Genomic DNA, 25,271 nt, shown 5'->3' on the forward strand with positions numbered 1-25,271 from the left:
CAGCATACTACTAAAAACGTGCACGCAGGCTGGCGCCTAAACTCCGGGTAGGGCCCACTGTGCCGCCATCAACACCCTGACTCAGCCAGGAAGAACCTACTGCTACTTCCGGATCTAAACCTTTAGGTAAGGTTTTCCAGATATAGAACAGGTTTCTGCCGATCAATGAAAACTGCAGATTCTGCAAATGCAGTTTTTCTATGATGCTTTTTGGCATATTGTAAGTGAGTGTTACCTCACGCAACTTCACGTAGCTGTTTTTAAACACGGCGTTTTCATACAAACCGTTAGTCTGCCAATCGTGCTGGGTAGACCAGTATTGTCCGGCTGTAATTACTTTCTCATTCTTTTTACCATCTTCAGTTACACCTGGCAGGATTACACCATCGTGATGCGCACCATTCGGATTAGCCACCAGGTTACCACTTGCGTAGTCGATTGCATCGTAGGCAAGACCGCCATGTGCTGCATCTCTGTATTGCAGGGTACTGTTAAACATACCGGCACCGATCTGATAGTAGTAAGGAATAGATACCAGGTTACCACCTAAGCGATAATCCAGTGTAAAGTCCAGTGAAAAGTTTTTATAGCTCACGGAGTTGGAGAAACCACCTACTACTTTAGGCATAATGTTGCCGGCATATTCGTACTCGGCAGTGTTGGTAGTGTAAATACCATCTGCATTTACAATCTTATTACCGTTTTCATCTTTGTTAGCCGGATGTACATAAATATTACCCAGCGGATCGCCTACGTTAGAGCGGATCAGCAGGTAACCACCATCATAGGAAGGCATGGTTAAAGTAGTCTGACCATCTTTCAGTGCAGTAAGTCTGTTTCTATTTACCGCAAAGTTAAAGCGGGTAGTCCAGCGGAAATCTTTATTAGCAATTGGTGTGGCATTAATAGCAGCTTCGTAGCCATAGTTGCTCAGGTCTCCCGCATTCACCAGCTGAGAAGTAGCGCCGGAAGATGCAGGTGTGCTCAGTGTCAGGATCTGGTTCGTGATCTTATTGTTATAATAACTGAAATCTACACCGATCTTATTTTTCAGGAAACGTGCTTCAAAGCCAAACTCCATTTCTCTCTTTCTTTCTGATTCCAGCAGTTCATTACCAAAAGCGGAAGGATTGGATTGCTGGTAGGGAACATTGTTCTTACTCAGCGTAACGGTGTAAGGATTGTATGCAATGTTGGACTGATAAAGATTAGGATGATTACCAACCAGGCCATAAGAAGCCCTGAACTTCGCATAGTCAACAAATGCAGGCAGTTTAGCTACTTCGGAAAGCAGGAAACCGGCGTTCACGGAAGGATAAAAGTACTTGTTATTAGCTACCGGTAAAGTAGAGGTAGACTCATAACGACCTGTTCCTTCCAGGAACAGGAAGCCTTTATAGCTCAGGTTCAACATACCAAAAGCCGCTACATCTATCTGTTCAGCGCGAACAGAGGTAGCATACAACGGACTTGCAGAGTTATTCAGACTAAACCAGTTTTCATCCACCAGACCATCTTTGGTTTGAGTGAACTGATTTTTATACGTTTGTTTACGGCCGGTAACACCGCCTGTAACTGAGAGATCAAAGTCTTTGGCAACTTTAGGATTATATACGAGGATCGCATCTCCGTAAAACACGTTATTGTTACGGGTGTTTACATCGTACTGACCAGTATATCCTAACGCAGCCGGTTGTGTGTTATGTTGTTCATCTGCGGTAGTTACGTTGGTGAAATCGCCTCCTACTCTACCTCTGAAACGCAGATTATCCAGGATACCCACATTCAGGGTTGCACTGTTGATAAAGCGGTTCTGGGTTTCATCGTAGTTGTTACGCAGGTTGTTCCACAGGTAATCCATCAGGTTGGTAGCTCTGAAACGATAGGCCATTTTCTCATCCTGATCGTACTGGTTGTTGTTAGCATCCACGTACTTATAACCGTTACTGGTCTGGTATTTATTTAAGAACGTATTCATATCATCAAAGCGGCTAAAGAAACCGTCGAATGAACCGAATATGTTACTCATTACGTTTGCGCGGTTATGAACAAAGCTATTATTGTAAGTAGATACGAGATCCACACTTACCCTTTCACTCAGTTTTAATGTACCGTTCAAATTGAAGTTGTTCTTATAGAGATTACTTCCCGGCATGATGCTCTTATAATCCACGCGATTGTATGAAAAGCGGAAACTACCCTTATCGCTGGCATTTGAGATTGCTACATTGGCTGCAGAGTTGTAACCTGTCTGGAAGAAGTCTTTATAGTTATCTTTCTGTGCAACATATTTACGGGTAGTACCATCCCAGTATTTCACATCACTGCCATCGAATTTAGGGCCGAACTGATTGTAAGCGCGATAATACGGGTGCCTGGAGCCATCGGCATCAGTAACCCAACCTTCAGCATCAGCAATACCATTTACGATATTCGTTTGCGGATCGTACCCGGGACCATATTCGTTCTGATAGTCTGGTTGCGAAGCAATTTTCTCCTGGTTGAAAGTGTAGTTTACATCTACGTTCAGACCGCGGCCTTTAACACCTTTCTTGGTGGTAATAACTACCACACCGTTAGTAGCTTCAGAACCATACAATGCAGAAGCACTCGCACCTTTCAGGATAGTGAGTGTTTCGATGTCTTCCGGATTGATGTCCAGTGCACCATTTCCCTCAATTCTTGAGTTGCTGGTACCAAAGCTTCCGGAAGTAAGATCATTGAAGTTTCTCAACGGTACACCATCTACCACGTACAGCGGCTGTGTACTCAAACCGATAGAGGATACACCCCTTACCTGTACGGAAACAGCGCTGGAAGCGCCACCCGGAGCAGCCACAATTTTCACACCGGCTGCTTTACCATACAAGGCAGAAGCAAAGTTGGTGCTTCCGCTTTCGGTAATTTCTTTTGAACTTACAGTACTCACAGAGTAACCCAATGCCTTGGCTTCTCTCTTAATACCCATAGCGGTAACCACTACTTCATTCAGATTCTTGTTGTCTTCTTTTAATACAATGTTTACGGTAGACTGTCCATTAACAGCTACTTCCTGGTTGATAAATCCTATGTAGGAAAAAACGAGTGTAGCACCATCTGCTACCTGGATTTTGAAATTTCCATCGGGGCCGGTTGTAGCTCCGTTGGAGGCGTTTTTCTCTTTTACGGTAACACCCGGTAAAGGCGTTCCTTTTGCGTCCTTAACGGTTCCCGCAACAGCTTTCTTATCCTGCGCCCAAGCAGTGATACAGCAGCATAAGAAAAGCAACGTGGTGAGAAGAAGTGATCTTCGCATAGCTTCCTTTTGGTTTAGTGAATTATAACAAGTGAATCAGACACATAAGCAAAAAAGACACGAAAGGTCCCGCTACCATTAACCTGCCTGCATTGCACAGGGGTTCTGATGGTAATCACGTGGTTTCCGTTCTTAAATAATTAAATGGAATTACTCCATTGGCATTAATTGTTATTCTGACACTATAGTAATACTAAAACGTTTTAGCAATACCACATAAAAAAAACCTGTATACCACTCTCACATTTCATTTTCGCTACAAGTTTGGCTGATCAGTCTGAATAATGGTTTCAAACTTAGGGATAATTATGAGAAGTGCAAAGAAGATTTAACAATTTTTTTATTTATCGTTAACAGCTCGTTAAGAAAGAGAAAATAATATTCCATGTGATTAAAATAGCATTAGGTAATCGCCGGAGGCGATTGTCTTTTTCAGGATTATACAGATTGAGCGTGATTAATTTGATCTGATTTTGTTCAGATTTTTTTAAGATAAAAAAAGATGTCTCACTGCTATCATTAAAAATTATTGCTGTCCGGGCTGAAAATAAAAAAGCATAAAAACTGTATTTAAAGCGCTAAATCCATCTATTGGCAATCTCTGCCATATGCCACCCTCATTATAGGATAAGCCGTAGATAAGCCGTATATAACCCGTATTTAAGCCGTAGATAAGTTGTACCTATAGAGATATGGCTTATCCCTGTTTTATCTCCGGGTATAACATAAATACAGGAAGTATCACCCCCTGGTTACAGCTGGCTATACAATGCTTCAGGGGAGATAAGCATAGGTATCTCTATGCTTATCTCCCCTGATCATTATAAAATCAAATCAAAAAGACATTACTTCCGCGAAGAAGAACCGCGGATAATCAGCTCCGGCTCCAGTATTACCTGTTGCGGCGGAGAAGCAGGAGTGCCCGCCACATGATTCAGTTCTTTCATCAATAAATCCACAATACTTTTTCCGATAGCTGCGATAGGTTGTGATACACAGGTAATGGAAGGACTGTGCAAACGGAACAGGTCATGGTCATCAAAACCTACCAGCCCGATTTCTTTTCCTATCTCCCATCCCATTGAGCGGATCGTTTCAATACCGGCGATACCCAGGTAGTTGGTGGCAAAAAATACAGCGTCCACGCCTTTTACAGCAGTGAGGAATTTCTTTATCTCATTGTTGAAACTTTCCCGGTCCAGGTCGAACGGCAGGCGTTTGACAAACGATTTATTAAAAGGAATTTTATGGTCTTTGAGCGCAGCAGTGAACCCGTCAAGCCTTTCTTTCATCTGCGTTTGATCAGATGCGATAGTAACGATGGCGATTTTTTTATAGCCTTGTTTCACCAGGTGAGTGGTGGCGTCATAGGCGCCCTTATAGTTATTAAGCACCACATAATGGCTGTTCACATGCGGGAAATAACGATCCACCAGCACCAGTGGTTTGGCGGCCGATTGAAGCAGTTCTATTTCTTTATCAAGGTTTTTGGTAGGCGTGATAATATAGCCATCCACCTGCCGGTATTTCAATACTTCGAGGAGTCCTTTTGCCTTTTCCGTATTGTCTTCTGTGCTGCCGTAAAGCACCTTATAACCGTGCTTATCGGCCTCATCTTCCACGACTTTGGCCAGCGTGGCAAAGAAGTTGTTGGCAATATCCTCTACAATAAGACCAATAGTTTTGGTTTTACCGGTACGCAGTCCGCGGGCGAGCTGGTTCGGTTTATATTTCAGACGGGTGGCAATTTTCTGGATTTTCTTACTTACCTGTTCACTGATTCTTTTCTCCTTTGCTTTACCGTTGAGTACAAAAGATACCGTTGTAGGAGATACTCCGGCTTGTTTTGCAATATCTTTAATAGAGATCCCTTTCATAGAAAAAATGCTACATCGATTTAGCCGGACGTAATTTACAAAATGAAGTTGGAAATTACGCTCTTGTGCTAATTATTCCAAGTAACCCGGTCAAAACTATTGCTCTTTACCCCGGTTTGTTTTCTATCACATAAAAAGGTTATTTTCGGCAAAATGATATTTTTTTAACCAATTTTTAATAATTTGGCATCATTCATAGGACGATCTCAATACTGCTCGCCTACCTGCATAGGGTTCCCCCAGACGGGAATAATGGCAATGGTAATAAAGTACAGGACGGTCACACTAACATAGTAGCTTAAATTAATACATGAATGAAACCCATCCTTATTAAAGTTGGGGCTTTTGCCGATAATCAGATCACGATTATAGAAAGAAGTGATCCTTATTTCAATACACCATTCCACTTCCATCCGGAGTGCGAGCTGGTATATGTTACGGAAAGCCACGGGAAGAGAATTGTAGGGGATAGCATCGAGAGCTTTGAAGAAGGCGATATGGTGTTTCTCGGACCGCATATACCGCATGTATGGTATAATGAGGAAGAATATTATAAGGGAGATGAAAATCTGAAAGCCCGCTCTGTGGTCATCTATTTCCCTAAAGACATATTCGGGGAGAAATTTTACGGATTACCGGAAACCAAAGCACTCAGTGAATTATTTCACCGGGCGCAAAGGGGAATGAAAATCACCGGCGCCACCCACGAGCTGCTGAAACCCGAGATCCTGGCCCTTCCCCGGAAGGAAGGACTGGACCGCATCATCTCCCTGCTCCACATCTTAAAAACACTCTCTGAAACCCGCGATTGCTATTACCTGGCCAGCACCGGTTACTCCCACGCCTATAATGTAAAGGATAACCATAAGATCGATGAAGTATTCAAGTACGTTATGAATAACTTCTCCAAAGAAATATCCCTGCAGGATGTAGCCAGCATCACCAACCTGTCGCCCCAATCCTTCTGCCGCTTCTTTAAAAACCGTACAAAAAAATCCTTTGTACAGTTCCTCAATGAAGTACGCATCGGGCACGCCTGTAAACGGTTAACCGAGGAAGACTGGTCCATCGCGGAAATCGCCTACTCCTGCGGCTTTAAGAACCTGTCCAATTTCAACCGGTTCTTCAAGGAAATAGTAGGCAAAACACCCAAGGAATACAAAAATGAACTGCGCCTGAAGGAAGCATGATAAAAAATGTAATTATTTTATCATTTGGTTATTTAGTTATTTTAAAAAGTAAGGGCCAAATGTCAAAATATCAAATTTTTCTTCTTACATTCATTTCAGTAATTATCAACCAAAACGCTTAATTACTACTGTAATTCGATGTACAGCAGTTATTCCGATAACCAGTTAATTTCGCTGCTGAAAAGCGACGACACCGCTGCCTTCAATGCCATCTACGACCGCTACAGTAAAATGTTGTATTTGTTTATACACAGCAAACTGGATGCCTCCGAGATCAGCAAAGATGTGCTGCAGGAACTCTTTATTTCCCTTTGGGAGAAAAGACATTCACTGATCCTCAAGGAATCATTGAAAGCTTACCTGTACCAGGTAGCCCGCCACAAAATCATCGATATTTACCGGAAAAACGCCACTTACCGCAAATACCTGCAGCAACTCATCGAACATTTCGATGCACAGCCGCACTCCATCACGGAAACAGTAGATAATAAAGCACGGACACAGGAACTGTTTGAGGCCATCAACCACCTGCCCGACCGTATGAAAGAAATTTTCATGCTCAGCAGGTTCGAAAACCTCACCGTAGAACAGATCTCCACCCATCTTGGCCTTTCGCAACAGACCGTAAAAAACCAGATTACCAAAGCGCTGAAGATACTAAGGACCAGCTATGCCAGGACCGACCTGATCGTACTCCTGATATATGTTTATTTGTTTATCTAACCCGCACACCCGGCACCGGATAAAAAATAATTAAATGTACATGGTACCTTTTCCACGTTATTACGACTTATCAACACATAAAACGGCAACAGGTGGACACAGAACAGATTAAAATATTGCTGGAACGGTATAACCAGGGGAATTGCTCACCGGAGGAGGAGGCTATTGTGGATCAATGGTTTGAAAATATCAACCGGCACAAGTCCACCTATGTAGAAGATAAAGAACTCGACCGCGAACTCGACAGCATCCGTTTACAACTCAACGAACATATCACCCCCGCACCAAAGGTGCGGCATATGCGTGCCCGTTACTGGTACGCCGCAGCAGCAGTAGTATTACTGGCAGCAGGCGTTTTCTGGTTCAACCAGCCAACACCCGGCACACATCCTGCCACCGGCAACCAACCTGCCTCCATTGCCGCTAATGGAGCCAACCGGGTGGTAAAAGATGGTTTTGTGGAAATCACCACACCAAAAGGCAACAAGGAAAGTATCACCCTCGAAGACGGCAGCTCCCTGGAACTGAACGCCGGCAGTAAAGTACGCTACCCCGAACATTTCGATAGCAACAGCCGCACCATTTTCCTGGAAGAAGGAGAAGCCTTTTTCAATGTAGCCGCCGACCCAACCAGGAAATTTGTGGTGAATACCGGGGAACTGGCCACCACCGCACTCGGTACCGCCTTCAACATCCGGGCATATGCCAGCGAACACAAAGTAACCGTGGCACTTGTAAGCGGTAAAGTAAAAGTTGACCAGCTGAATAAAAGCAGCCAATCCGCCTCCTCACTCATCCTGCTGCCAAGTGAACAGATCAGCTACGACCGCATTTCACTCAGCCTCGTAAAATCTGTTTTCAGCAAACCTGAAGAGGTGACCGCCTGGAAACAGGGATACCTCGTATTCAAAGACGCACCCTATAATGAAATAGTAACAGGTATAGAAAATCGTTATGACGTTACCGTTATTAACGAAAGCGACAAAAAAGAATGGAACTACAACGGCTCTTTCAAAAACGAAAGCCTGAAAGACGTCATGGATATCATCTGCCTGGCTAAATCCCTTTCTTATACCATTAAAAACGACACCGTTCACCTGCAAAACAAAAACTAGTCCATATGAGGGTAAAGCCATGCCCCATGATGTGGTTTGTATCCACGGGGTTGATGCTGACACTACTGTTGGCGGGGAGCTTGAACACAACGACTAGTGCCATCACGCAAACACCCGACCCGCCCACAGGTATAGTTGTCACCATCCAGGTAAAAAATAAAAACCTGGAAGAAGTAATGACCGAAATTTCGGTAAAAACAGGACTCAACTTTCATTACGACAAAACGGATCTTAACCTGAAGAAAAAGATTACGTTGAACTGTACGAAAACACCCATCGATGAAGTGCTTACGTTACTATCAGTTCAGGCCGGATTAAAGTTTACCCTGATCAATAACAAAATCATTGTAGGCGCAGAAAGTGAAGCCAAACCCTCGCCCACTGTAGACCTGCTGAATCATGTGTCCCTGGAGAGAGAGATCAGTGGAACCGTACGCGATAACAAAGGCACGCAGCTCCCGGGAGTCACCATTCAGATCAAACATTCCAATAAAGGAACCCAATCCAACGCCGATGCTGGTTTTTCACTGAAAGCCAGTACCGGCGATGTGCTTGTATTCAGTTCCGTAGGATTCATTACCCGCGAAGTAACGGTGGGCGCCGATCCCCGCATCGATGTACGCCTGCAGGAAAATGTAAAAGCACTCAGTGAACTGGTGGTTACTGCACTGGGCATCCAGAAAAAAAGCCGGGAACTGCCCTACTCCACCCAACAACTGGATGGCGATGACCTGCAACTGGTAAAAGATGCCAACGTTATCAACTGCCTGAACGGAAAAACGGCCGGCGCCACCATCACCCGCAGCGCATCCGGCATCGGCGGCTCTGTGAGAGTGGTATTGCGCGGCAACAAATCCACCCGCGAAAACCAACCCCTCTATATCGTAGATGGCGTACCTTATGCCAATTACACACCGGCACAACCCGCAGATGTATGGGGCCAGTCGCATAACATCATCGGGGCCGGTGGCCGCGACGGCGGAGACGGTATCTCCAACATCAACCCTGATGATATTGAAAGCATCAGTATCCTGAAAGGTGCTTCCGCAGCGGCGCTCTATGGCAGCCAGGCCGCTAACGGCGTGATCCTCATCACCACCAAAAAAGGAAAACCCGGCCGCAGCAAAATTGACGTTTCTTCCGATTATACCCGCGAAACACCCGCGATCCTGCCCCCGCTGCAATATCGTTACGCACAAACCGATACGCCCGGCGTGGATAAAGTAGGCACGCCACAACCCGGATCACTCGGCAGCTGGGGCCGATCCATCAATGCACCCGATCATGTAAAAAACTTTTATAACACCGGTTCCACCTTTACCAACACCATCGCCTTCAGCGGCGGCACCGAAACCGCGCAGAGTTATTTTTCATACGCCAATACAACCAATAAAGGAATTCTGCCCACCAACAAATTCGACCGTCATACGGTGAACCTGCGCGAAACATTAAAGCTGCTGAACGACAAACTGGTAATGGACGCCAATGTATCTTTCACCGCACAAAGCACTACCAACCGGCTTTCGTCGGGATTGTACTACAGCCCCATTTCCGGGCTCTATACCTTTCCCCGCGGGCAGGACTTCGACTACTACAAAAATAATTTTGAATACCACGACCAGGGCCGCGACCTGTACATGCAAAACTGGTGGAACATCCGCAATGATAAAAAGTGGATCGGGCAGGACGACCAGCAAAACCCTATGTGGGCGCTGTACCGCGACCTGCGGCTGGATTCCCGCTACCGTGGCCTCGCTACCCTGTCGCTTACCTGGCAGCTGAACGATTGGCTATCATTGAAAGGACGTGGCAACTTCGATAAATCGCTTGATCAATACGAACTGGAAGCATACGCCGGTACACAAATTGTACTCGCCGGCTCAAACGGACGGTATACCCTCGAACGGGAATTCAATACCCAACTGTACGGGGATATGATGCTGAACGCCAGCCGGAAAATGAATAAGTGGCTGCACCTGGCCGGCAATATCGGCGCAAGCATTACAGACACCAAAGCACACGAACGCAATTTTAACGGCTCCAATCCCAATGCCGATCCAGGGCTCACGTACCCGAATAAATTTTCGGTATCCAATATCCTCAGCACCTCGCTCGATGCACAACACAGCATAGACCAGAAGCAACTGCAGGCCCTTTTCGGTAATGTACAGGCAGGCATCAACAATTATCTTTTCCTGGATCTCACCGGCCGTAACGACTGGTCCAGTACATTCGCCTATACCACTACGCTGCACAAAGGATATTTTTATTATTCAGCCGGGTTATCTGCCGTATGGAGTGAGATGTTTAAAATGCCCGCGGCTGTTGATTTCCTGCGTTCCCGCATTTCCTACGCCAAAGTAGGTAACGATATCGCCGCCTACTCCTCCCGGCCGGCGGCGTTTACGCTGCAAACCATTGCCGGCGTTACACGCGTGGTGCTGAATCAACGTACGCTTTACCCGGGTCTCAGCCTGGAGCCGGAAGACAACCGGTCTTTTGAAATAGGTCTGGAAGCGCATCTCCTGAAAAACAGGATCACCGCCGATATTACCTTCTACAAAAATAATAACTACAAACAGTACATGGAAGTGCCGGCACCACTGGGCAACAGGTATAATACCTACTATCTCAACATGGGGAATATACAAAACCAGGGATGGGAAGCCACACTCACTTTAATGCCTATACGTAATAAAGCGGTGTCCTGGACCAGCACTATCAACTTTGCCGCGAATAAAAATAAAATCGTTTCCCTTTCCAATTCCAGGATCATCGGTGCAGATACCAGCAGCATGTTTGTACTCACCGATTTCGGGGTAAATATGTTTGGTTCGTTCATCATGGAAGGCGGCTCCTGGGGCGACATCTATTCCAATAAAGAATTGTTGCAAAACGATAAAGGCGCCTACGTGATTGATGCTGCCGGCAAACTGCAAACACGCAACGCATTTAAAAAAGTGGGTAATCCCAATCCCGATTTCACATTAGGATGGAACAACAGCATCGACTATAAAAACTTTAACCTCAGCTTCCTCATAGACGGTCGCTTCGGTGGCAAGGTAATGAGCGTAACACAGGCAGTACTGGACTGGTACGGCGTAAGTGAAGAAAGCGCCAAAGCCCGTGACAAAGGCGGCGTGGAAATAAACGCGGTGAACAGCAACGGCACACCTTACAGCGGGAAACTGGATGCACAAAGCTACTATACCACCATTGGCGGCAGGGCCGGCATTGGCGAAATGTATATGTACGATGCCACCAACATCCGCTTAAGGGAACTAAGCCTGAGCTACCGCATACCGCTGAAGTGGAAATGGATCCGCAATATGCGCATGGGCATAGTAGGCAGGAACCTGTTCTTTTTTGAACTGCACGCGCCGTTTGATCCGGAAGTATCTATGGGTACGGGCAACGGACTGCAGGGTGTAGATGTTTTTGGGTTGCCACCCACACGAAGTATGGGCATCAACCTGAGATTAGGAATTTAAAATACTCACCAATGAAAAGCTGGAAAATCAACACATTATTCGCCGTTATGGCAGTTGTGCTGGCAAGTGCATGTACGAAGAGATTTGATGAGATTAACAGGAATCCTTTCGACTTTACAGAAGAGGAACTGAAAGCCGATTACCGGCTGATGGGAGAACCATTGTCGCAGGCCCAGTTGAACCTGCTTATTTATAACGACCCGCCTACTGCCCAGCTGCAACAAAATCTGAATGCGGATATTTTCTCCGGCTATATGATGGCGCCCACTCCTTTTGAAGGCAATATCAATAATACCAACTATGGCCTGTTATACTACTGGAACAATAAACCGTGGCAGGTAACCTACAGCAATGTAATGAAGACCTGCGATTTTGCACAATCGAAAGCCAAAGGCCACTACGCCGATTTTTATGCGTGGGCGCAGATCATCAAAGTAGAAGCCATGCATCGTATCAGCGATATTTATGGCCCGGTGATTTACACAAAGTATGGTATACTGAATGAGGAAATGGGGATTGATTATGATTCACAGCAGGAAGCGTACTATGCTTTTTTTAAAGACCTGGATGAAGCGGTGGACACATTAACTGGTTTTATTAACAGCGGCTTTCCTCAACGCTTTGCTGCCTTCGACCTGGTATACAAAGGCGACTACACCCAATGGGTGAAATTTGCCAACACCCTTCGTTTGCGGCTCGCTATCCGTATTTCCGGTATTGATCCGAAAAAAGCGCGTGAAGAAGGAGAGGCAGCACTGCGTCATCCGATCGGGCTGCTCACAACACCTGCGGATAATTTTGCAGTGAATATTTCACCGGTTACACATCCGCTGAATATTATGTGTTACACCTGGGCCGACTTAAGAATGAGCGCGCCTATGGAATCGATCCTCACCGGGTATAAGGATCCGCGGCTGGCGCATTATTTTGTACCGACCGACGATGGCGTGAACGTTTACCACGGCATCCGCAACGGTATTAAGATTGCCGCCAAAGAAGAATACAGTGGCTTTTCCCAGCTGGTGAAATTTGACAATAAGATATTGTTTATGACCGCCGCGGAAGCCTGGTTCCTGAAAGCCGAAGCAGCACTGTATGGCTGGCAGGGCGCCGGTAACGCAGCCACTAATTATGCCACCGGCATCAGCACTTCTTTTAATCAATACAGTATTGCTAACGCTAATGCATATATGAATAACAATGTGGATAAACCCCATCCATATACCGATCCGCAGAATAGCGATAATAATGTACCGGAAGGCGATCCTCATTTAAGTACCATCACCATTAAGTGGGAAGAAAGCGCTGCGCTTCAACAGAAACTGGAACGGATCATCACCCAGAAATGGATTGCCATGTTCCCGGAAGGACAGGAAGCATGGAGTGAATTCCGCCGCACGGGTTACCCTAAATTATTTCCCGTGGTAATCAACAACAGCGGTGGTACTATTTCTACCGAAAAATTTATCCGCCGCCTGCCCATGCCGCAGATAGAACTTGTTACCAATCCTAAAGCAGTAGCCCGTGCTGTAGCCACGTTAAAAGGACCGGATACCGGCGGAACACCGCTCTGGTGGGATCTCCGGTAACATCTCAAAAAAATTTAAAAATAATTTAAAACGGGATAGTACTAAATATAACTCCGCACGACTCCTTTCCGGAAGCGCCACAATTGAACGCTTTATGCTATGCAGCCTGTAACAAACAGACGTTATTAAAAACAACATTTCATGTAAGGAAAACACATTTGCTTTGCTCAACCCGGTCAACACATTGCGATAAGCAATGAGGCTTTGCACGCCCCTATAGGCCGGTAACTGCATATAACACGAAGAAAAACAGCCAGTAAAGGATGGTACGCGCCATGCTAACGGCTATCTTATTTCCAAACAATGCACGCTATAAAAAATGGTCAGTTTAATTCAACTATACAAATCCCATTTATTAACCAAAAAAAAGGCAAGTATGAAAAAAAACCTACGCCTTATGAAAGTGTGCGCTATGACCGGTCTGGCCCTCACTTCCATATTAGCAGACAGTGCATATGTGAAGGCCGCCAGCTATACATGGTCGCCCGCATCTTCATTCCGTAGCACTTTCCAGGAAAAAGAAATCAGCGGCACCGTAAAGGATAGCAAAGGCAATCCTCTTCCTGGTGTTACTGTACAAATTAAAGGCGCCTCCAAAGGCACACAAACAAGTGCAGAAGGTAAATATCATATCAATGCTAAAACCGGTGATGTATTGGTTTTCAGCTATGTTGGTTTTGCCATTAAAGAAAGTACCGTTGGCAGCAGCGCTACCCTCAATGCTACCCTTGAAGACAATGTAAGAGGACTGAATGAGCTGGTAGTTACTGCGCTGGGCATCCAGCGTAAAGCAAAAGATCTCACCTACTCTACCCAACAGGTAAAAGGAGAAGATCTGACGAACGTAAAAGAAACAAACGTTATCAATAGCTTATCCGGTAAAGTTTCCGGATTGCAGATCAACCGCAGCGCCTCCGGTGTGGGCGGCTCTGCCAGGGTGATTTTACGCGGACAAAAATCTATCCGTGAAAACCAGCCACTGTACGTGATCGATGGCGTGCCTATCGCTAACTTCACCAGCGCGCAACCTGGTGATCTCTGGGGACAGGCATCCGGCGCATCTTCCGGTGGCCGCGATGGCGGTGATATCTTAAGTACCATCAACCCGGATGATATTGAAAGCATCAACGTACTGAAAGGCGCCTCTGCATCAGCATTGTACGGCAGCCAGGCCGGTAATGGTGTGATCATCATTACTACTAAAAAAGGTAAAGCCGGTCAGGCAAAAGTGAACTTCTCTTCTAACTTCACTATCGACAGACCCGCATATCTGCCCGAATCACAAAACTCCTATCTTCAAACCGGTAACGGTACCATTGATAGCTGGGGTAAAGCAGGCAGCAGCCCTGAAATTGTAAAAGATTTCTTTAAAACCGGTACTACCTGGATCAACTCCGTAAACGTAGCCGGCGGTACTGAAAAGGCACAAACTTATTTCTCCTATTCCAATACCACGAATACGGGAATAATGCCTACTGCAAAGTATGGTCAGCATACACTCAACTTCAGGGAAACAGGCACCTTCCTGAACGACAAACTGAATATTGATGCGAATGTGCAGATGACTACACAAAATGCACACAACCGCCCTACTTCCGGTTTATATTATAACCCGCTTACCGGTTTATATATCTTCCCAAGAGGACTGGACTTCGAAAGTTATAAAAACAATTACGAATACTTCTCTGCACAACGTAACGTAAACATGCAGAACTGGTGGAACATCAATTATGATAAAGGCCAGGCGGGGGAAGACTTCCAGCAGAATCCATACTGGATACTGAACAGGAACGTTACCGAAAACAGGAAAGATAACCTGATTGCATCACTGAGCTTACGTTATGCTATCAACGACTGGTTAAATGTACAGGTACGTGGTAACGCCAACAAAGCCTGGGATAAATATGAACTGAAAGCAAATGCCGGTACACAAACCACTATTGCAGATGCCAACGGCCGTTATACTTACGATTACCTCACCAGTACCCAATACTATGGTGATCTGTTAGTATCAGGTAACAGGAAATTATCCGATAAACTCGGATTCAATTTCACTGCCGGTACCAGTATCAACGACCTGAAACAGGACCGTACCTTTATAGATTCCAAAGACGGCGACCTGGCTTTTGCCAATGTATTCCACATTGGTAACCTGAACCTGAGTCCTGCTGCTAAATTAACACCCACCGGTGCCAGAAGGCAGATCCAATCCGTGTTTGCAACAGCCGGTGTGAACCTCAGCGAAAAAGTATTCCTGGACCTGACCGCACGTAACGACTGGTCATCCACCCTGGCTTACACGCCTTCCATGAAGAAAGGTTACCTGTATTACTCAGCTGGTTTAAATACCATTCTGAGTGATGTATTTAAGATGCCTTCCGCCATCACTTATTCAAAGATCCGTGCTTCTTATGCGAAGGTGGGTAACGACGTAGATCAGTTTGTAACACGTCCCACCAACCAGATCATTTCCGGCACACTGATCTCCAACATTGCCGGTCCTTTTGGTGGCGTGGCGCTGAAACCAGAAATCACCACTTCCGTTGAAATAGGTACAGAGTGGAGATTCCTTGACAACCGCCTGAACCTGGATGTTACCTGGTACAATTCCCACACAAAAGATCAGTACTTCGACTTTCCCGTATCCGTTGGCTACCTGTATCCTAATGCTTACCTGAATGCAGGTGACGTACAGAATACCGGTATAGAAGCCACACTGGGTTTCCAGGTTGTTAAACAGAAGAATGTAGGCTGGAATACTGCCTTCAACTTCACCCGTAACAGGAATAAGCTGATCAAACTGGCGCCGCAGTTAAACGGTGACTATACCCTCACACCAAGAGGCGATAACGTTAATACGTATGCGTTAGTACTGCATGAAGGAAGCTCCTATGGCGATATCTACGGCAGGAAAGCAGTGCGCAGCGAAAGCGGTCAGCTGGTAATAGATGATGAAACCGGTAAACCCAAAGCAAAAGACGGTAAACTGGAATACCTCGGTAACCCAACACCAGACTTCCTCCTGGGATGGAGCAATACCATTAACTGGAAAAAGTTCAACGTAAACATCCTTGTAGATGGCCGCTTTGGTGGTAAAGTAATGAGTATCACCCAGGCAATGATGGACCAGTACGGTGTGTCAAAAGCATCCGCAGATGCCCGTAACAACGGTGGCGTGGATGTACCTGCTGTTTACGGCAGCGGTAAAGCATATACCGGGAAGGTACCTGCAGACCTGTACTATCAGGGTATTGGCGGTCGCGCCGGTATCACAGAGTTCTACATGTATGATGCTACCAATATCCGTTTAAGAGAATTATCCATCGGCTATACTTTCGCATTGAAACCAGGATTCTTCAAAGACATGAAGCTTGGACTGGTAGGACGTAACCTGTTCTTCATCACTAAAAAAGCGCCTTACGATCCTGAATTGAGCATGAGTACCGGCAACGGTGTACAAGGTGTGGATGTATTTGGTTTACCATCTACCCGCAGCTTTGGATTGAACCTGAAATGTGCATTTTAACCTGATTAAGAACAACAAAAACAAGAGCTATGAATTATAAAACATTCAAAATAGCTGGTCTGGTGATGGCAGCCACACTATGCTTCAGCAGCTGTACCAAAAACTTTGAGGACATCAACAAAAACCCATACGGTTCCACTGATGAGGAATTAGCGGCTGATTTCGCCCTGGTACCCGCCTTATTGCAACAGGCACAACGCAGCATTTACCTGTATCAGCCGGCGCCTACCTTCCAGCTGCAACAAAACCTGCTGAGTGATATTTACAGCGGATACATGATGTCTCCCACTCCTTTCGGCGGTAACATCAACAACATCACTTACAGCTTTGTAGATGGCTGGATCAACACTACTTTCAGCACCGGCTATACCAATGTAATGAACCCCTGCTATAAAGTGGCCGGTTTTACAAAAGGTAAAGTACCTGATAGCTATGCCATGTCGCTGATCGTGAAGGTGGAAGCCATGCACCGTACCTCCGATATCTTCGGCCCCATCATCTACAGCAAATATAATACGCCCAATGGGGATGGTTCTGTTGACTACGACAGCCAGAAGGATGTTTACTATACCTTCTTTGAAGAACTGAAAACAGCGATCGATATTCTGACGCCACTGGCTGATAAACCATCTTCAGAGTTGTTTAAAAAATCTGATCTCGTGTACGGCGGTAACTACAAACAGTGGTTACAGTTTGCCAATACCCTCCGTTTAAGACTGGCACTGCGTATCGTAAACGTAGATGCAGCGAAAGCCAAACTGGAAGGCGAAGCGGCCCTGGCCAACGCCGGCGGACTACTGCAAACGTACAAGGATAATTTCACCGTGGATATCGGAAGCACCACGCATCCGCTGAATACCATCTGCGGCTCATGGGGTGATATTTTAATGGGTGCGCCCATTGGCACTTATCTCGGTGGTTACAACGATCCACGCCTGCCTTTGTACTTCAAGAAAGCAGTAGACCCTGCTGTAAAAGACCGCTATATCGGTATCCGTAATGGTATTAACATCGATGGTAAAGCGCGTTACGCCGACTATTCCAAACTGATGGACCTGCCTGGCAAATTACAGCTGGTAACCGCTGCTGAAGCCTGGTTCCTGAAAGCAGAAGCGGCTATCCGCGGATGGGCAGGTGCAGGTAGTGCGCAAACCAATTATGAAACCGGTATTCAAACATCCTTTAATCAATATTCATTAGGCAGCGCCAGCACTTACTACAACAATGCTACTTCCCTGCCTGCTGAATACATTGATCCCAAAGCCATGACTGCGGGACAAAATGATATTAAGAAAGGTTCACAGTATCTGAGCACCATCACCATCAAATGGGAAGAAGGTGTTACGCTTGACCGGAAACTGGAACGTATCATTACCCAGAAATGGATCGCTAATTTCCCTGAAGGGCAGGAAGCATGGAGTGAATTCCGCCGCACCGGTTATCCTAAGCTGTTCCCTGTTGTTGTGAACAACAGCGGTGGAAAAGTAAGTACTACTGATTTCGTTCGCAGGGCGCCGTTCCCAAGTAACGAATACTCTACTAACGGAGCTGCCGTTGCGAAAGCAGTGAGCACGCTGAGCGAACCCAAAGACGTAGGTGGTACTCATTTGTGGTGGGATCCAAAAAAATAATTACCGGACATTCTTATTTTGAATCGCGTGCATAAAAAAGGCCGGTCCTGTTGAGGACCGGCATACGCGTATGTTGTCTTTCTCAGGATTAAACTGATTATACTGATTTAGGGATTTGATCACTTTTGATTTTAAAAGATTCTGGGAGATATAAGCGTATATCTCCCAGAATCTTTTAAAATCAAAAAAATAAAATCAAGGTAATCAGTATAATCAGTTTAATCCTGAGAAAGACAACATACGCTCTATCTATTGTTGAAAAAACTGATGAAAGAACAACAGCTGGTACTTCACAGCGTTGGCCCAGTACTGCCAGTTGTGCTCTCCCGGACGCTCCGTATAGTCGTGAGCGATACCTGCCAGCAATAATTTTTTATGAAGATCCCGGTTTACATCAATAAAGAAGTCTTTCACCCCGCAATCGATGATGATGGACAATGCGCCTGATTTGAGACTATCTACCTGTTTGAGTACCGTATAGTCGTACCAGTTAGCACCATCTGGTCCGGGTTCGCCCAGGCGTTTTTTCAGGTCCCAGTTTTTTGGGAAGGGGCGGAAATCCACACCACCGCTCATGCTGCCGGCGGCTCCAAATACGTCCTGGTGGCGGATGGCAAGGAACATGGCGCCGTGGCCTCCCATGCTTAACCCGGCGATGGCACGGTGAGCGGGTTCGGGTAACGTTTGATAATGCTGATCTATGTATTGCGGAATCTCCTTTGACACATAGGTTTCAAAACGCATGGAGCTGTCTACAGGGCTGTCGAAATACCAGCTGGTTACCGCGCCATCGGGGCATACGATCATGCACTGATAAGTATCTGCCAGTTCTTTGATAACGGGGACATTGGTTACCCAGTTGGCGAAATTGCCGCCGGCGCCGTGCAGCAGGTATACCACCGGGTAACGCTGCGTGCCGTTTTTGTAGCTGGTGGGGGTAATGACCACACATTTGTACGCGCGCTGCATTTTCTGACTTAAAACAGAAACGGTATCTACATCCGCGGCCCTGGCTGTTTGCACCAGGCATATCCATAATAATAAACGGGCTATTACTTTCATAACTCGGGCTTTTAAAAGAAACTTAAAAAGTAAGGCGGCTACCATACGTTGATGATAGCCGCCACAAAATATAAAATAGCTTGTTTATTTTGTACTTGCTTTCTTCATCGGGTTGTCGCCGCTGGAGGCGCCGCGGATTCCCCCGGATGCCTTAAACAACTCGAATTTGGATGGTGCAGCTTCGCGTGGCCAGCTGTTGTTGCTTTCGTCGATATCAGCTGTTTCCCGCAGTGGATCGAGCTTCACAGCTACCACCTGTTTATCTTTTGCAAACACCTTTGTAACGGCATTTTCATCTTTGCGCCAGATGTAGGCGGAGATCCGGTCGGTTTCTTTGGTACCATCGGCATATGTCCACTCAATGATGAGCGGCATTACCAGTCCGCCTTTATTGGAGAATGTCAGCTGGTAGAAGTTCTTCTTACTGTCGTACAGCGCTTTTTCTTCTTTGCTCAGGCCGTTATAAAACTGGTTATAGGCTGCTTTATCTTCCTGGCTTACCTCGAAGCGGTTCCATTTACTGTAGAAGTCCTGCAGGCTCGTATCCTGGTCTACCGTGTATTTTACGCCGGCGGCTTTATTTCTCTGCCTGGCTATATGATCCATATTTTTATCATAGGCTGCCTGTGCGGATTTGGCTGTTTCTTCCGGATTTTTGCCATCCATGCGATACCATTTGAGGCTGTCGATAGAGATGTCTACCGGCTCCGTTCCAAAGAACCATCCGCGCCAGAACCAGTCCAGGTCTACAGCAGAGGCATCTTCCATTGTACGGAAGAAATCGGCCGGTGTGGGGTGTTTGAAGGCCCAGCGGCGGGCGTATTCACGGAATGCAAAATCAAACAGGTCGCGGCCCATGATGGTTTCTCGGAGAATATTCAACCCTGTAGCTGGTTTCGCATAGGCATTGGGGCCAAACTGCACGATGTTCTCGGAGTTTGTCATGATAGGTTCCAGCTGATCTTTCGGCATCTTCATATAATCCACAATCTTATGAGCAGGGCCGCGGCCAGAAGGGAAGTTGCTGTCCCACTCCTGTTCTGCCATAAACTGACAGAAGGTATTGAGTCCTTCATCCATCCAGGTCCATTGCCTTTCATCGGAGTTCACGATCATGGGGAAGAAGTTGTGCCCTACTTCGTGCGTGATCACCCCGATCATGCCGTTCTTGGTGGCTTCGCTATAGGTGCCGTCTTTATCGGCGCGGCCATAGTTAAAGCAGATCATGGGATATTCCATTCCATTGGCTGCTTCCACGGAAATGGCCACCGGGTAAGGATATGGAATAGTATGTTTGGAGTAGGATTGAAGGGTGTGGGCCACTACTTTGGAAGAATAGCGGCGGTAGAGCGGATATGCTTCAGGCCCGTAGTACGACATAGCCATTACCTTGTTGCCTTCCACATTGGTAGCGAGGGCGTCCCATACAATGCGCCGGGAAGATACCCAGGCGAAGTCGCGTACATTCTGCGCTTCATACACCCAGGTATTTGTTTTGCCGGCGTGGCCCTGCATGGCTTTCTTTGCTTCATCGAGGTTCACTACTTCTACAGGCTCCTTGCTGTTCTGCGCCTGCTGCCAGCGCTGGTATTGCGCCGGTGTGAGTACTTCTTTATAGTTCTGGCATTCGCCGGTGGCGCCCACTATATGGTCTGCAGGAACGGTCATGCGTACACGAAAATTTCCAAACGTGAGGGCAAATTCTCCTCTGCCGGTAAACTGCTTGTTCTGCCAGCCCTGGAAATCGGAATATACGGCCAGTCGCGGATACCACTGGGAAATGGTGTACAGGTAATTTTTATCTTCCGGAAAATATTCATAGCCACCGCGGCCGCCAATGGTCATACGGTCGGAAATGTTATACCACCAGGATACTTTAAACCGGTACTTCTCGCCGGGCATCAACGACTTAGGCAGATCGATGCGGAGCATCGTCTGGTTAATAGTATAAGGCAATGCTTTACCATCGGCATCGGTGAGCTTTACAATCTTTACGCCCAGGTCTTTTCCCGAAGGCAGGATACTGTTCAGTGTGGCCAGCGTCATTTTATCTGACATGCGGCTTTCATTGAACTGCTGGTTATCGCTTTTGCTGTCGTGTTCATTCTCATCCAGCTGTAGCCACAGGTAGGTAAGCGGATCGGGAGAATTATTAAAATAGGTGATGGTTTCGGCACCGGTGAGTTTCTGCTGCTCATCATCCAGTTGTGCTTCGATGTCGTAATCGGCCCGTTGCTGCCAGTACTTAGGGCCCGGAGCGCCGGAGGCAGAGCGGTACATGTTGGGTGTTTGCAGCATGGTACCCAGCTGCTCGAAGCGGTTGCCATGATTGGATCCCGGGTTGTTTTGCGCCTGCAGCGACAATACGCTGCAGCACAATACCCCGGCCAGGTAAAGTTGTTTTCTCATAAACAGTATTATATAAACAGTGCTCTTACGCTTTGAATGATCATTATAAATGCCACGCCAAAGGTGGCAGAAGAAAGGAACATGTTCCAGTCCCGGCGTTTTACGCCTCCAAATTTCACGATCGCGGTAGAAATGAGCAGTATGCACATCACAATGATGATCTGCCCGAATTCCAGCCCTAAATTGAATCCCAGGAGTGGCTTAACAATGTTTGCCTGGCTCCCCAGCAAACTTTTTAAGTAATTGGAAAACCCCAGTCCGTGAATTAAACCGAAAAATAATGCGTAAAAATAATTCAACTGCAGCTTTTGCGGCTCATCGTTTTTCCGGATAATATTGGAAACAGCTGTTACGCAGATGGTCACCGGTATCAGGAATTCGATAAGCGCCGCAGGTATACGGACAATGTGTAACACACTCAAAGCCAGCGTAATAGAATGACCGATCGTAAATGCAGTCACCAATACCAGTACTTTTCTCCAGTCGCGCAGCAGGTAAATGGCACTCAACGCTATTACAAAAAGAATATGGTCGTACGCGTCCCAGTTTATAATATGTTGCCACCCCAGCTGAAAATACAACTCATCCATTGTCCCCTTTTCTATAATTTTGGTAATTATAAAAAGTAAAAGTTAATTTTTTTAAAAATATTAGTCCAGTGGGTTTATTATTATGTAAATGGTGGATGACGTTGTGGCTCACAGCCCTGCACCCCTTCTATGCAAGCGTGACAGAGATTTCACATGATGTCGGTAAAAAAGAACTGCAGGTAAGCTGCCGCATTTTTACAGACGACCTGGAAAATACCCTTAAAGCACAGTATAAGATCCCGCTTGATATTACCCACCCTACCAGCCGGAAACAGGTAGAAGGCTATATCTCTGCCTATCTCTCCCAACACCTGGTGATTACCCTCGATGGTAAAAATGTTCCCCTTCATTTTATTGGTTATAAAATAGAAGAAGATGCTGTGTGGAGTTTCCTCGAAGCGGAAAATGTACCCACACCAAAGAAAGTGCAGGTAAAGAATAACCTGTTGTATGAACGCCATGCCACGCAAACGAATATGGTGCATGTGCTGGTGGGCGGAGAAAGGAAAAGTACGAAGCTGGATAACCCGAAAGAGGTGGCGGTGATGGGGTTTTAGGATGTTTATTCAGAATTTAGTAAATTGTAGTAATGAAACCAACAATAACAGTCATATCACGGGAAAATAAAAAGGCGCTGGAGGCTCTGAAAAAGCTTCATGCGGCTAAGTCCTCGCTACGTGATTATATTGCTAAAGGTGGCTCAATTAAAGACTATAATCCTAAGAAAAAGAAGCTTGATTAAGCCTTACGAATTTAGCTCTAATCCTTCCCCTGTAGAAATTAACGTTGATTATCAATTTGAAACATGTAACGGACATGTGTACAAAGTGACTTTTGTAGAAGCCACAAGAATTATAGATATACTGGATAACCTGCCAGTAGTTTCAAATGCGATTTATGTTATCGTTGATCCCATTTATATTCAGGGGAATTTGAATTTAGACATCAGAATCGGATCAACTGTGATCGATATTATAAAAGATTATCTTTTGGAAATAGATCGTTTTTCCATACTGGTATTCAATTGTGATATATCCGATGGCCGTCAGATTAACAGGCACCATAAGTTTGACAGGTAGTTCCGGGATCATGCACGTGATCTTAATTTTGAAAAGATAGATGAGGAGATATTAGAGCCCGACGAAACCGGGAGCGGCTATACTGCCACCTTTATTTCCATTCTTTATGCAACTGATCATCCACGAAAAACTATCATACTGCAGGAACTTTCTCATCTCCGTGCTACGATAGGTGCTGATAAGCTCAGATAAGTTATAACTATTCTTATAAAACGTTTATGAAAGAGATTCCCGATTTTCTTATCACTACAGAAGAGGAGTATAATAAAACAATACAGCGCATACATCACCTAATGCTAAAAGGTGAAGCCAATCTCAGTCCCATAGAACTAAATGAACTGAAGTTAATGGCCATTGCAGCAGAAAGTTTTGAAGACAAAAACTATCCCTTTAACTCCTGTTATCCAAAAACTTCACCGGCTTCCGGCTGTTCTCCGGAAACTGCATCCGCATAATATCCTGCTGACTGGTATACCGTACCTGCGGAATCACCCGCAGCTTCGCCTGCAAATAAGACTTTATCTTACGGTCCATTTCTTCTGATTCTTCCCGCGGCCACAGGTGCAGCAATATCTCATCAGTACCGAGTTCATTGGAATACACTTCCACCACAAATTCTTTCACATCTTCCATATCATTAAGCAAATCAAACAGGGCAGGCGGATACAGGGTAGTGCCCTTATATTTGATCATCTGTTTTTTACGGCCTATTACGGGAGATAACCGGAGCGTATGTCTGCCGCAGGAGCAGGCTCCATAATGATACTGGCAAATGTCACCGGTTTTATAGCGCAGCAGGGGCATCCCTTCCACGCCCAGTGTGGTAATAGTTACTTCCCCTTCTTCTCCCGGTGCAACGGGCTGGTTGTTTTCATCGAGCAACTCTACATAGAGCAGCTCTGGATGATGATGCCCCCCCTGACCGGCTTTGCATTCCGTAAAAGCAGTTTGCATTTCAGTGGATGCATAGGTGGAATAGAGCTGGATATTCCATTGCTCTGTGATCTTCTTGCCCAGTACGTTCAGTGAAAAGTCCGTGTTGCGGATATTCTCTCCAATGCATACCGCCTTCTTAACGGAAGTCTGATTGATATCTATATGATGTTCTTTGGCGTAAGCAATCAGCTTTACAATAAAAGAAGGAACACCTACAATAGTGGTAGGTTGTATCCGTTGGATATTTTCCCATTGCATGCTGGGCACGCCGGGGCCTACGCGCAGTACGCCTGCTCCCAGTTTACGAATGCCATTGTAATACGCCATACCCGCCATAAACTGACGGTCCAGTGTAAGCATAAGCTGGTAAATATCGCTGTCGGTACCATCTGCACAACAGAAAGAAATATATTCGTTATAGCTTAAACGCTGCAGGTCTTTTTCCGTTAAGGCGATGATCACCGGGCGTCCTAAAGTTCCGGAAGTAGTAGTGTATTCGGCTATTTTGCTTTTATCCACACAAAGAAACTCCCAGTTATGTTCCTGGAGATCTTCCTTTGTAACCGGCGGGATCTGCGAAAATGCTTCCAGCGATTGAACCTGGTCTGCAGCAATGCCGTGTTTTTTAAACCATGCTTTATAGAATGGCGAAAATTCACGCAGGTAACCCAGCAGGCGCATTACTTCCTTCTCCTGGTAAGCCCTGATAACTGCTTTAGACTGTAGTTCTATATCCGGTATATACATCTTCTATAAAT

Annotated in this window: 15 protein-coding genes; 9 read left to right on the forward strand and 6 right to left on the reverse strand. The window is 45.9% G+C overall.

Annotated elements, in window-relative coordinates; translation table 11 throughout:
• Positions 1-10: 10 nt before the first annotated feature.
• Together V7S65_RS14130 and V7S65_RS14135 are read right to left on the reverse strand one after the other, a co-directional pair.
• Entirely contained in the window at positions 11-3,295 is a 3,285-nt protein-coding gene (locus V7S65_RS14130) for a SusC/RagA family TonB-linked outer membrane protein (protein WP_336386734.1), read from the reverse strand.
• Between the two features lie 845 nt (positions 3,296-4,140).
• Entirely contained in the window at positions 4,141-5,172 is a 1,032-nt protein-coding gene (locus V7S65_RS14135; protein ID WP_079470509.1) for a LacI family DNA-binding transcriptional regulator, read from the reverse strand.
• Between the two features lie 314 nt (positions 5,173-5,486).
• Between V7S65_RS14135 and V7S65_RS14140 the strand changes: the two genes are divergently transcribed.
• The 7 genes from V7S65_RS14140 (at position 5,487) to V7S65_RS14170 (ending at position 18,437) form a co-directional block, all read left to right on the forward strand.
• Positions 5,487-6,362 carry an AraC family transcriptional regulator gene (locus V7S65_RS14140; protein WP_079470510.1) on the forward strand — a complete coding sequence of 292 codons (876 nt, stop codon included), beginning with the start codon at positions 5,487-5,489 and terminating at the stop codon, positions 6,360-6,362.
• A 138-nt stretch (positions 6,363-6,500) separates the two neighbouring features.
• The gene (locus tag V7S65_RS14145; protein WP_079470511.1) at positions 6,501-7,085 is read left to right on the forward strand and encodes an RNA polymerase sigma factor; all 585 of its coding nucleotides are present in this window, start codon (positions 6,501-6,503) and stop codon (positions 7,083-7,085) included.
• A 92-nt stretch (positions 7,086-7,177) separates the two neighbouring features.
• Complete coding sequence (locus tag V7S65_RS14150; RefSeq protein WP_336386733.1) at positions 7,178-8,200, forward strand: FecR family protein; 1,023 nt, start codon at positions 7,178-7,180, stop codon at positions 8,198-8,200.
• A 5-nt stretch (positions 8,201-8,205) separates the two neighbouring features.
• Entirely contained in the window at positions 8,206-11,691 is a 3,486-nt protein-coding gene (locus V7S65_RS14155; RefSeq protein WP_336386732.1) for a SusC/RagA family TonB-linked outer membrane protein, read from the forward strand.
• Positions 11,692-11,702: 11 nt separating this feature from the next.
• Positions 11,703-13,280, forward strand: coding sequence for a SusD/RagB family nutrient-binding outer membrane lipoprotein (locus V7S65_RS14160; protein ID WP_336386731.1), 1,578 nt, complete (start codon positions 11,703-11,705; stop codon positions 13,278-13,280).
• 376 nt (positions 13,281-13,656) lie between these two features.
• A complete protein-coding gene (locus V7S65_RS14165) occupies positions 13,657-16,806 on the forward strand; it encodes a SusC/RagA family TonB-linked outer membrane protein (RefSeq protein WP_200817288.1) in 3,150 nt (1,049 codons plus the stop codon).
• A 29-nt stretch (positions 16,807-16,835) separates the two neighbouring features.
• The gene (locus V7S65_RS14170) at positions 16,836-18,437 is read left to right on the forward strand and encodes a SusD/RagB family nutrient-binding outer membrane lipoprotein (RefSeq protein WP_336386730.1); all 1,602 of its coding nucleotides are present in this window, start codon (positions 16,836-16,838) and stop codon (positions 18,435-18,437) included.
• A gap of 249 nt (positions 18,438-18,686) precedes the next feature.
• On the opposite strand, the gene V7S65_RS14175 is transcribed toward V7S65_RS14170, so the two are convergent.
• From V7S65_RS14175 to V7S65_RS14185, 3 genes are all read right to left on the reverse strand, one after another.
• The gene (locus V7S65_RS14175) at positions 18,687-19,499 is read right to left on the reverse strand and encodes an alpha/beta hydrolase (protein ID WP_336386729.1); all 813 of its coding nucleotides are present in this window, start codon (positions 19,497-19,499) and stop codon (positions 18,687-18,689) included.
• A gap of 84 nt (positions 19,500-19,583) precedes the next feature.
• Complete coding sequence (locus V7S65_RS14180; RefSeq protein WP_336386728.1) at positions 19,584-21,908, reverse strand: M1 family metallopeptidase; 2,325 nt, start codon at positions 21,906-21,908, stop codon at positions 19,584-19,586.
• Positions 21,909-21,916: 8 nt separating this feature from the next.
• Positions 21,917-22,498 carry a HupE/UreJ family protein gene (locus V7S65_RS14185; protein WP_336386727.1) on the reverse strand — a complete coding sequence of 194 codons (582 nt, stop codon included), beginning with the start codon at positions 22,496-22,498 and terminating at the stop codon, positions 21,917-21,919.
• A 68-nt stretch (positions 22,499-22,566) separates the two neighbouring features.
• Here V7S65_RS14185 and V7S65_RS14190 point away from each other — a divergent pair, with 68 nt between their 5' ends.
• A complete protein-coding gene (locus V7S65_RS14190) occupies positions 22,567-23,055 on the forward strand; it encodes a DUF6702 family protein (protein WP_336386726.1) in 489 nt (162 codons plus the stop codon).
• A 32-nt stretch (positions 23,056-23,087) separates the two neighbouring features.
• Positions 23,088-23,240, forward strand: a complete 153-nt coding sequence (locus V7S65_RS14195; protein ID WP_159454328.1) for a hypothetical protein — start codon at positions 23,088-23,090, stop codon at positions 23,238-23,240.
• 727 nt (positions 23,241-23,967) lie between these two features.
• Here the strand turns inward: V7S65_RS14195 and V7S65_RS14200 are convergent.
• Positions 23,968-25,260 (reverse strand): phenylacetate--CoA ligase family protein, encoded by a 1,293-nt coding sequence (locus tag V7S65_RS14200; RefSeq protein ID WP_336386725.1) that lies wholly within the window; start codon positions 25,258-25,260, stop codon positions 23,968-23,970.
• Between the last annotated feature and the right edge of the window lie 11 nt (positions 25,261-25,271).

The sequence above is a fragment of the Chitinophaga sp. CCNWYY40 genome, assembly GCF_037483205.1.
GTDB classification, from domain to species: domain Bacteria; phylum Bacteroidota; class Bacteroidia; order Chitinophagales; family Chitinophagaceae; genus Chitinophaga; species Chitinophaga ginsengisegetis.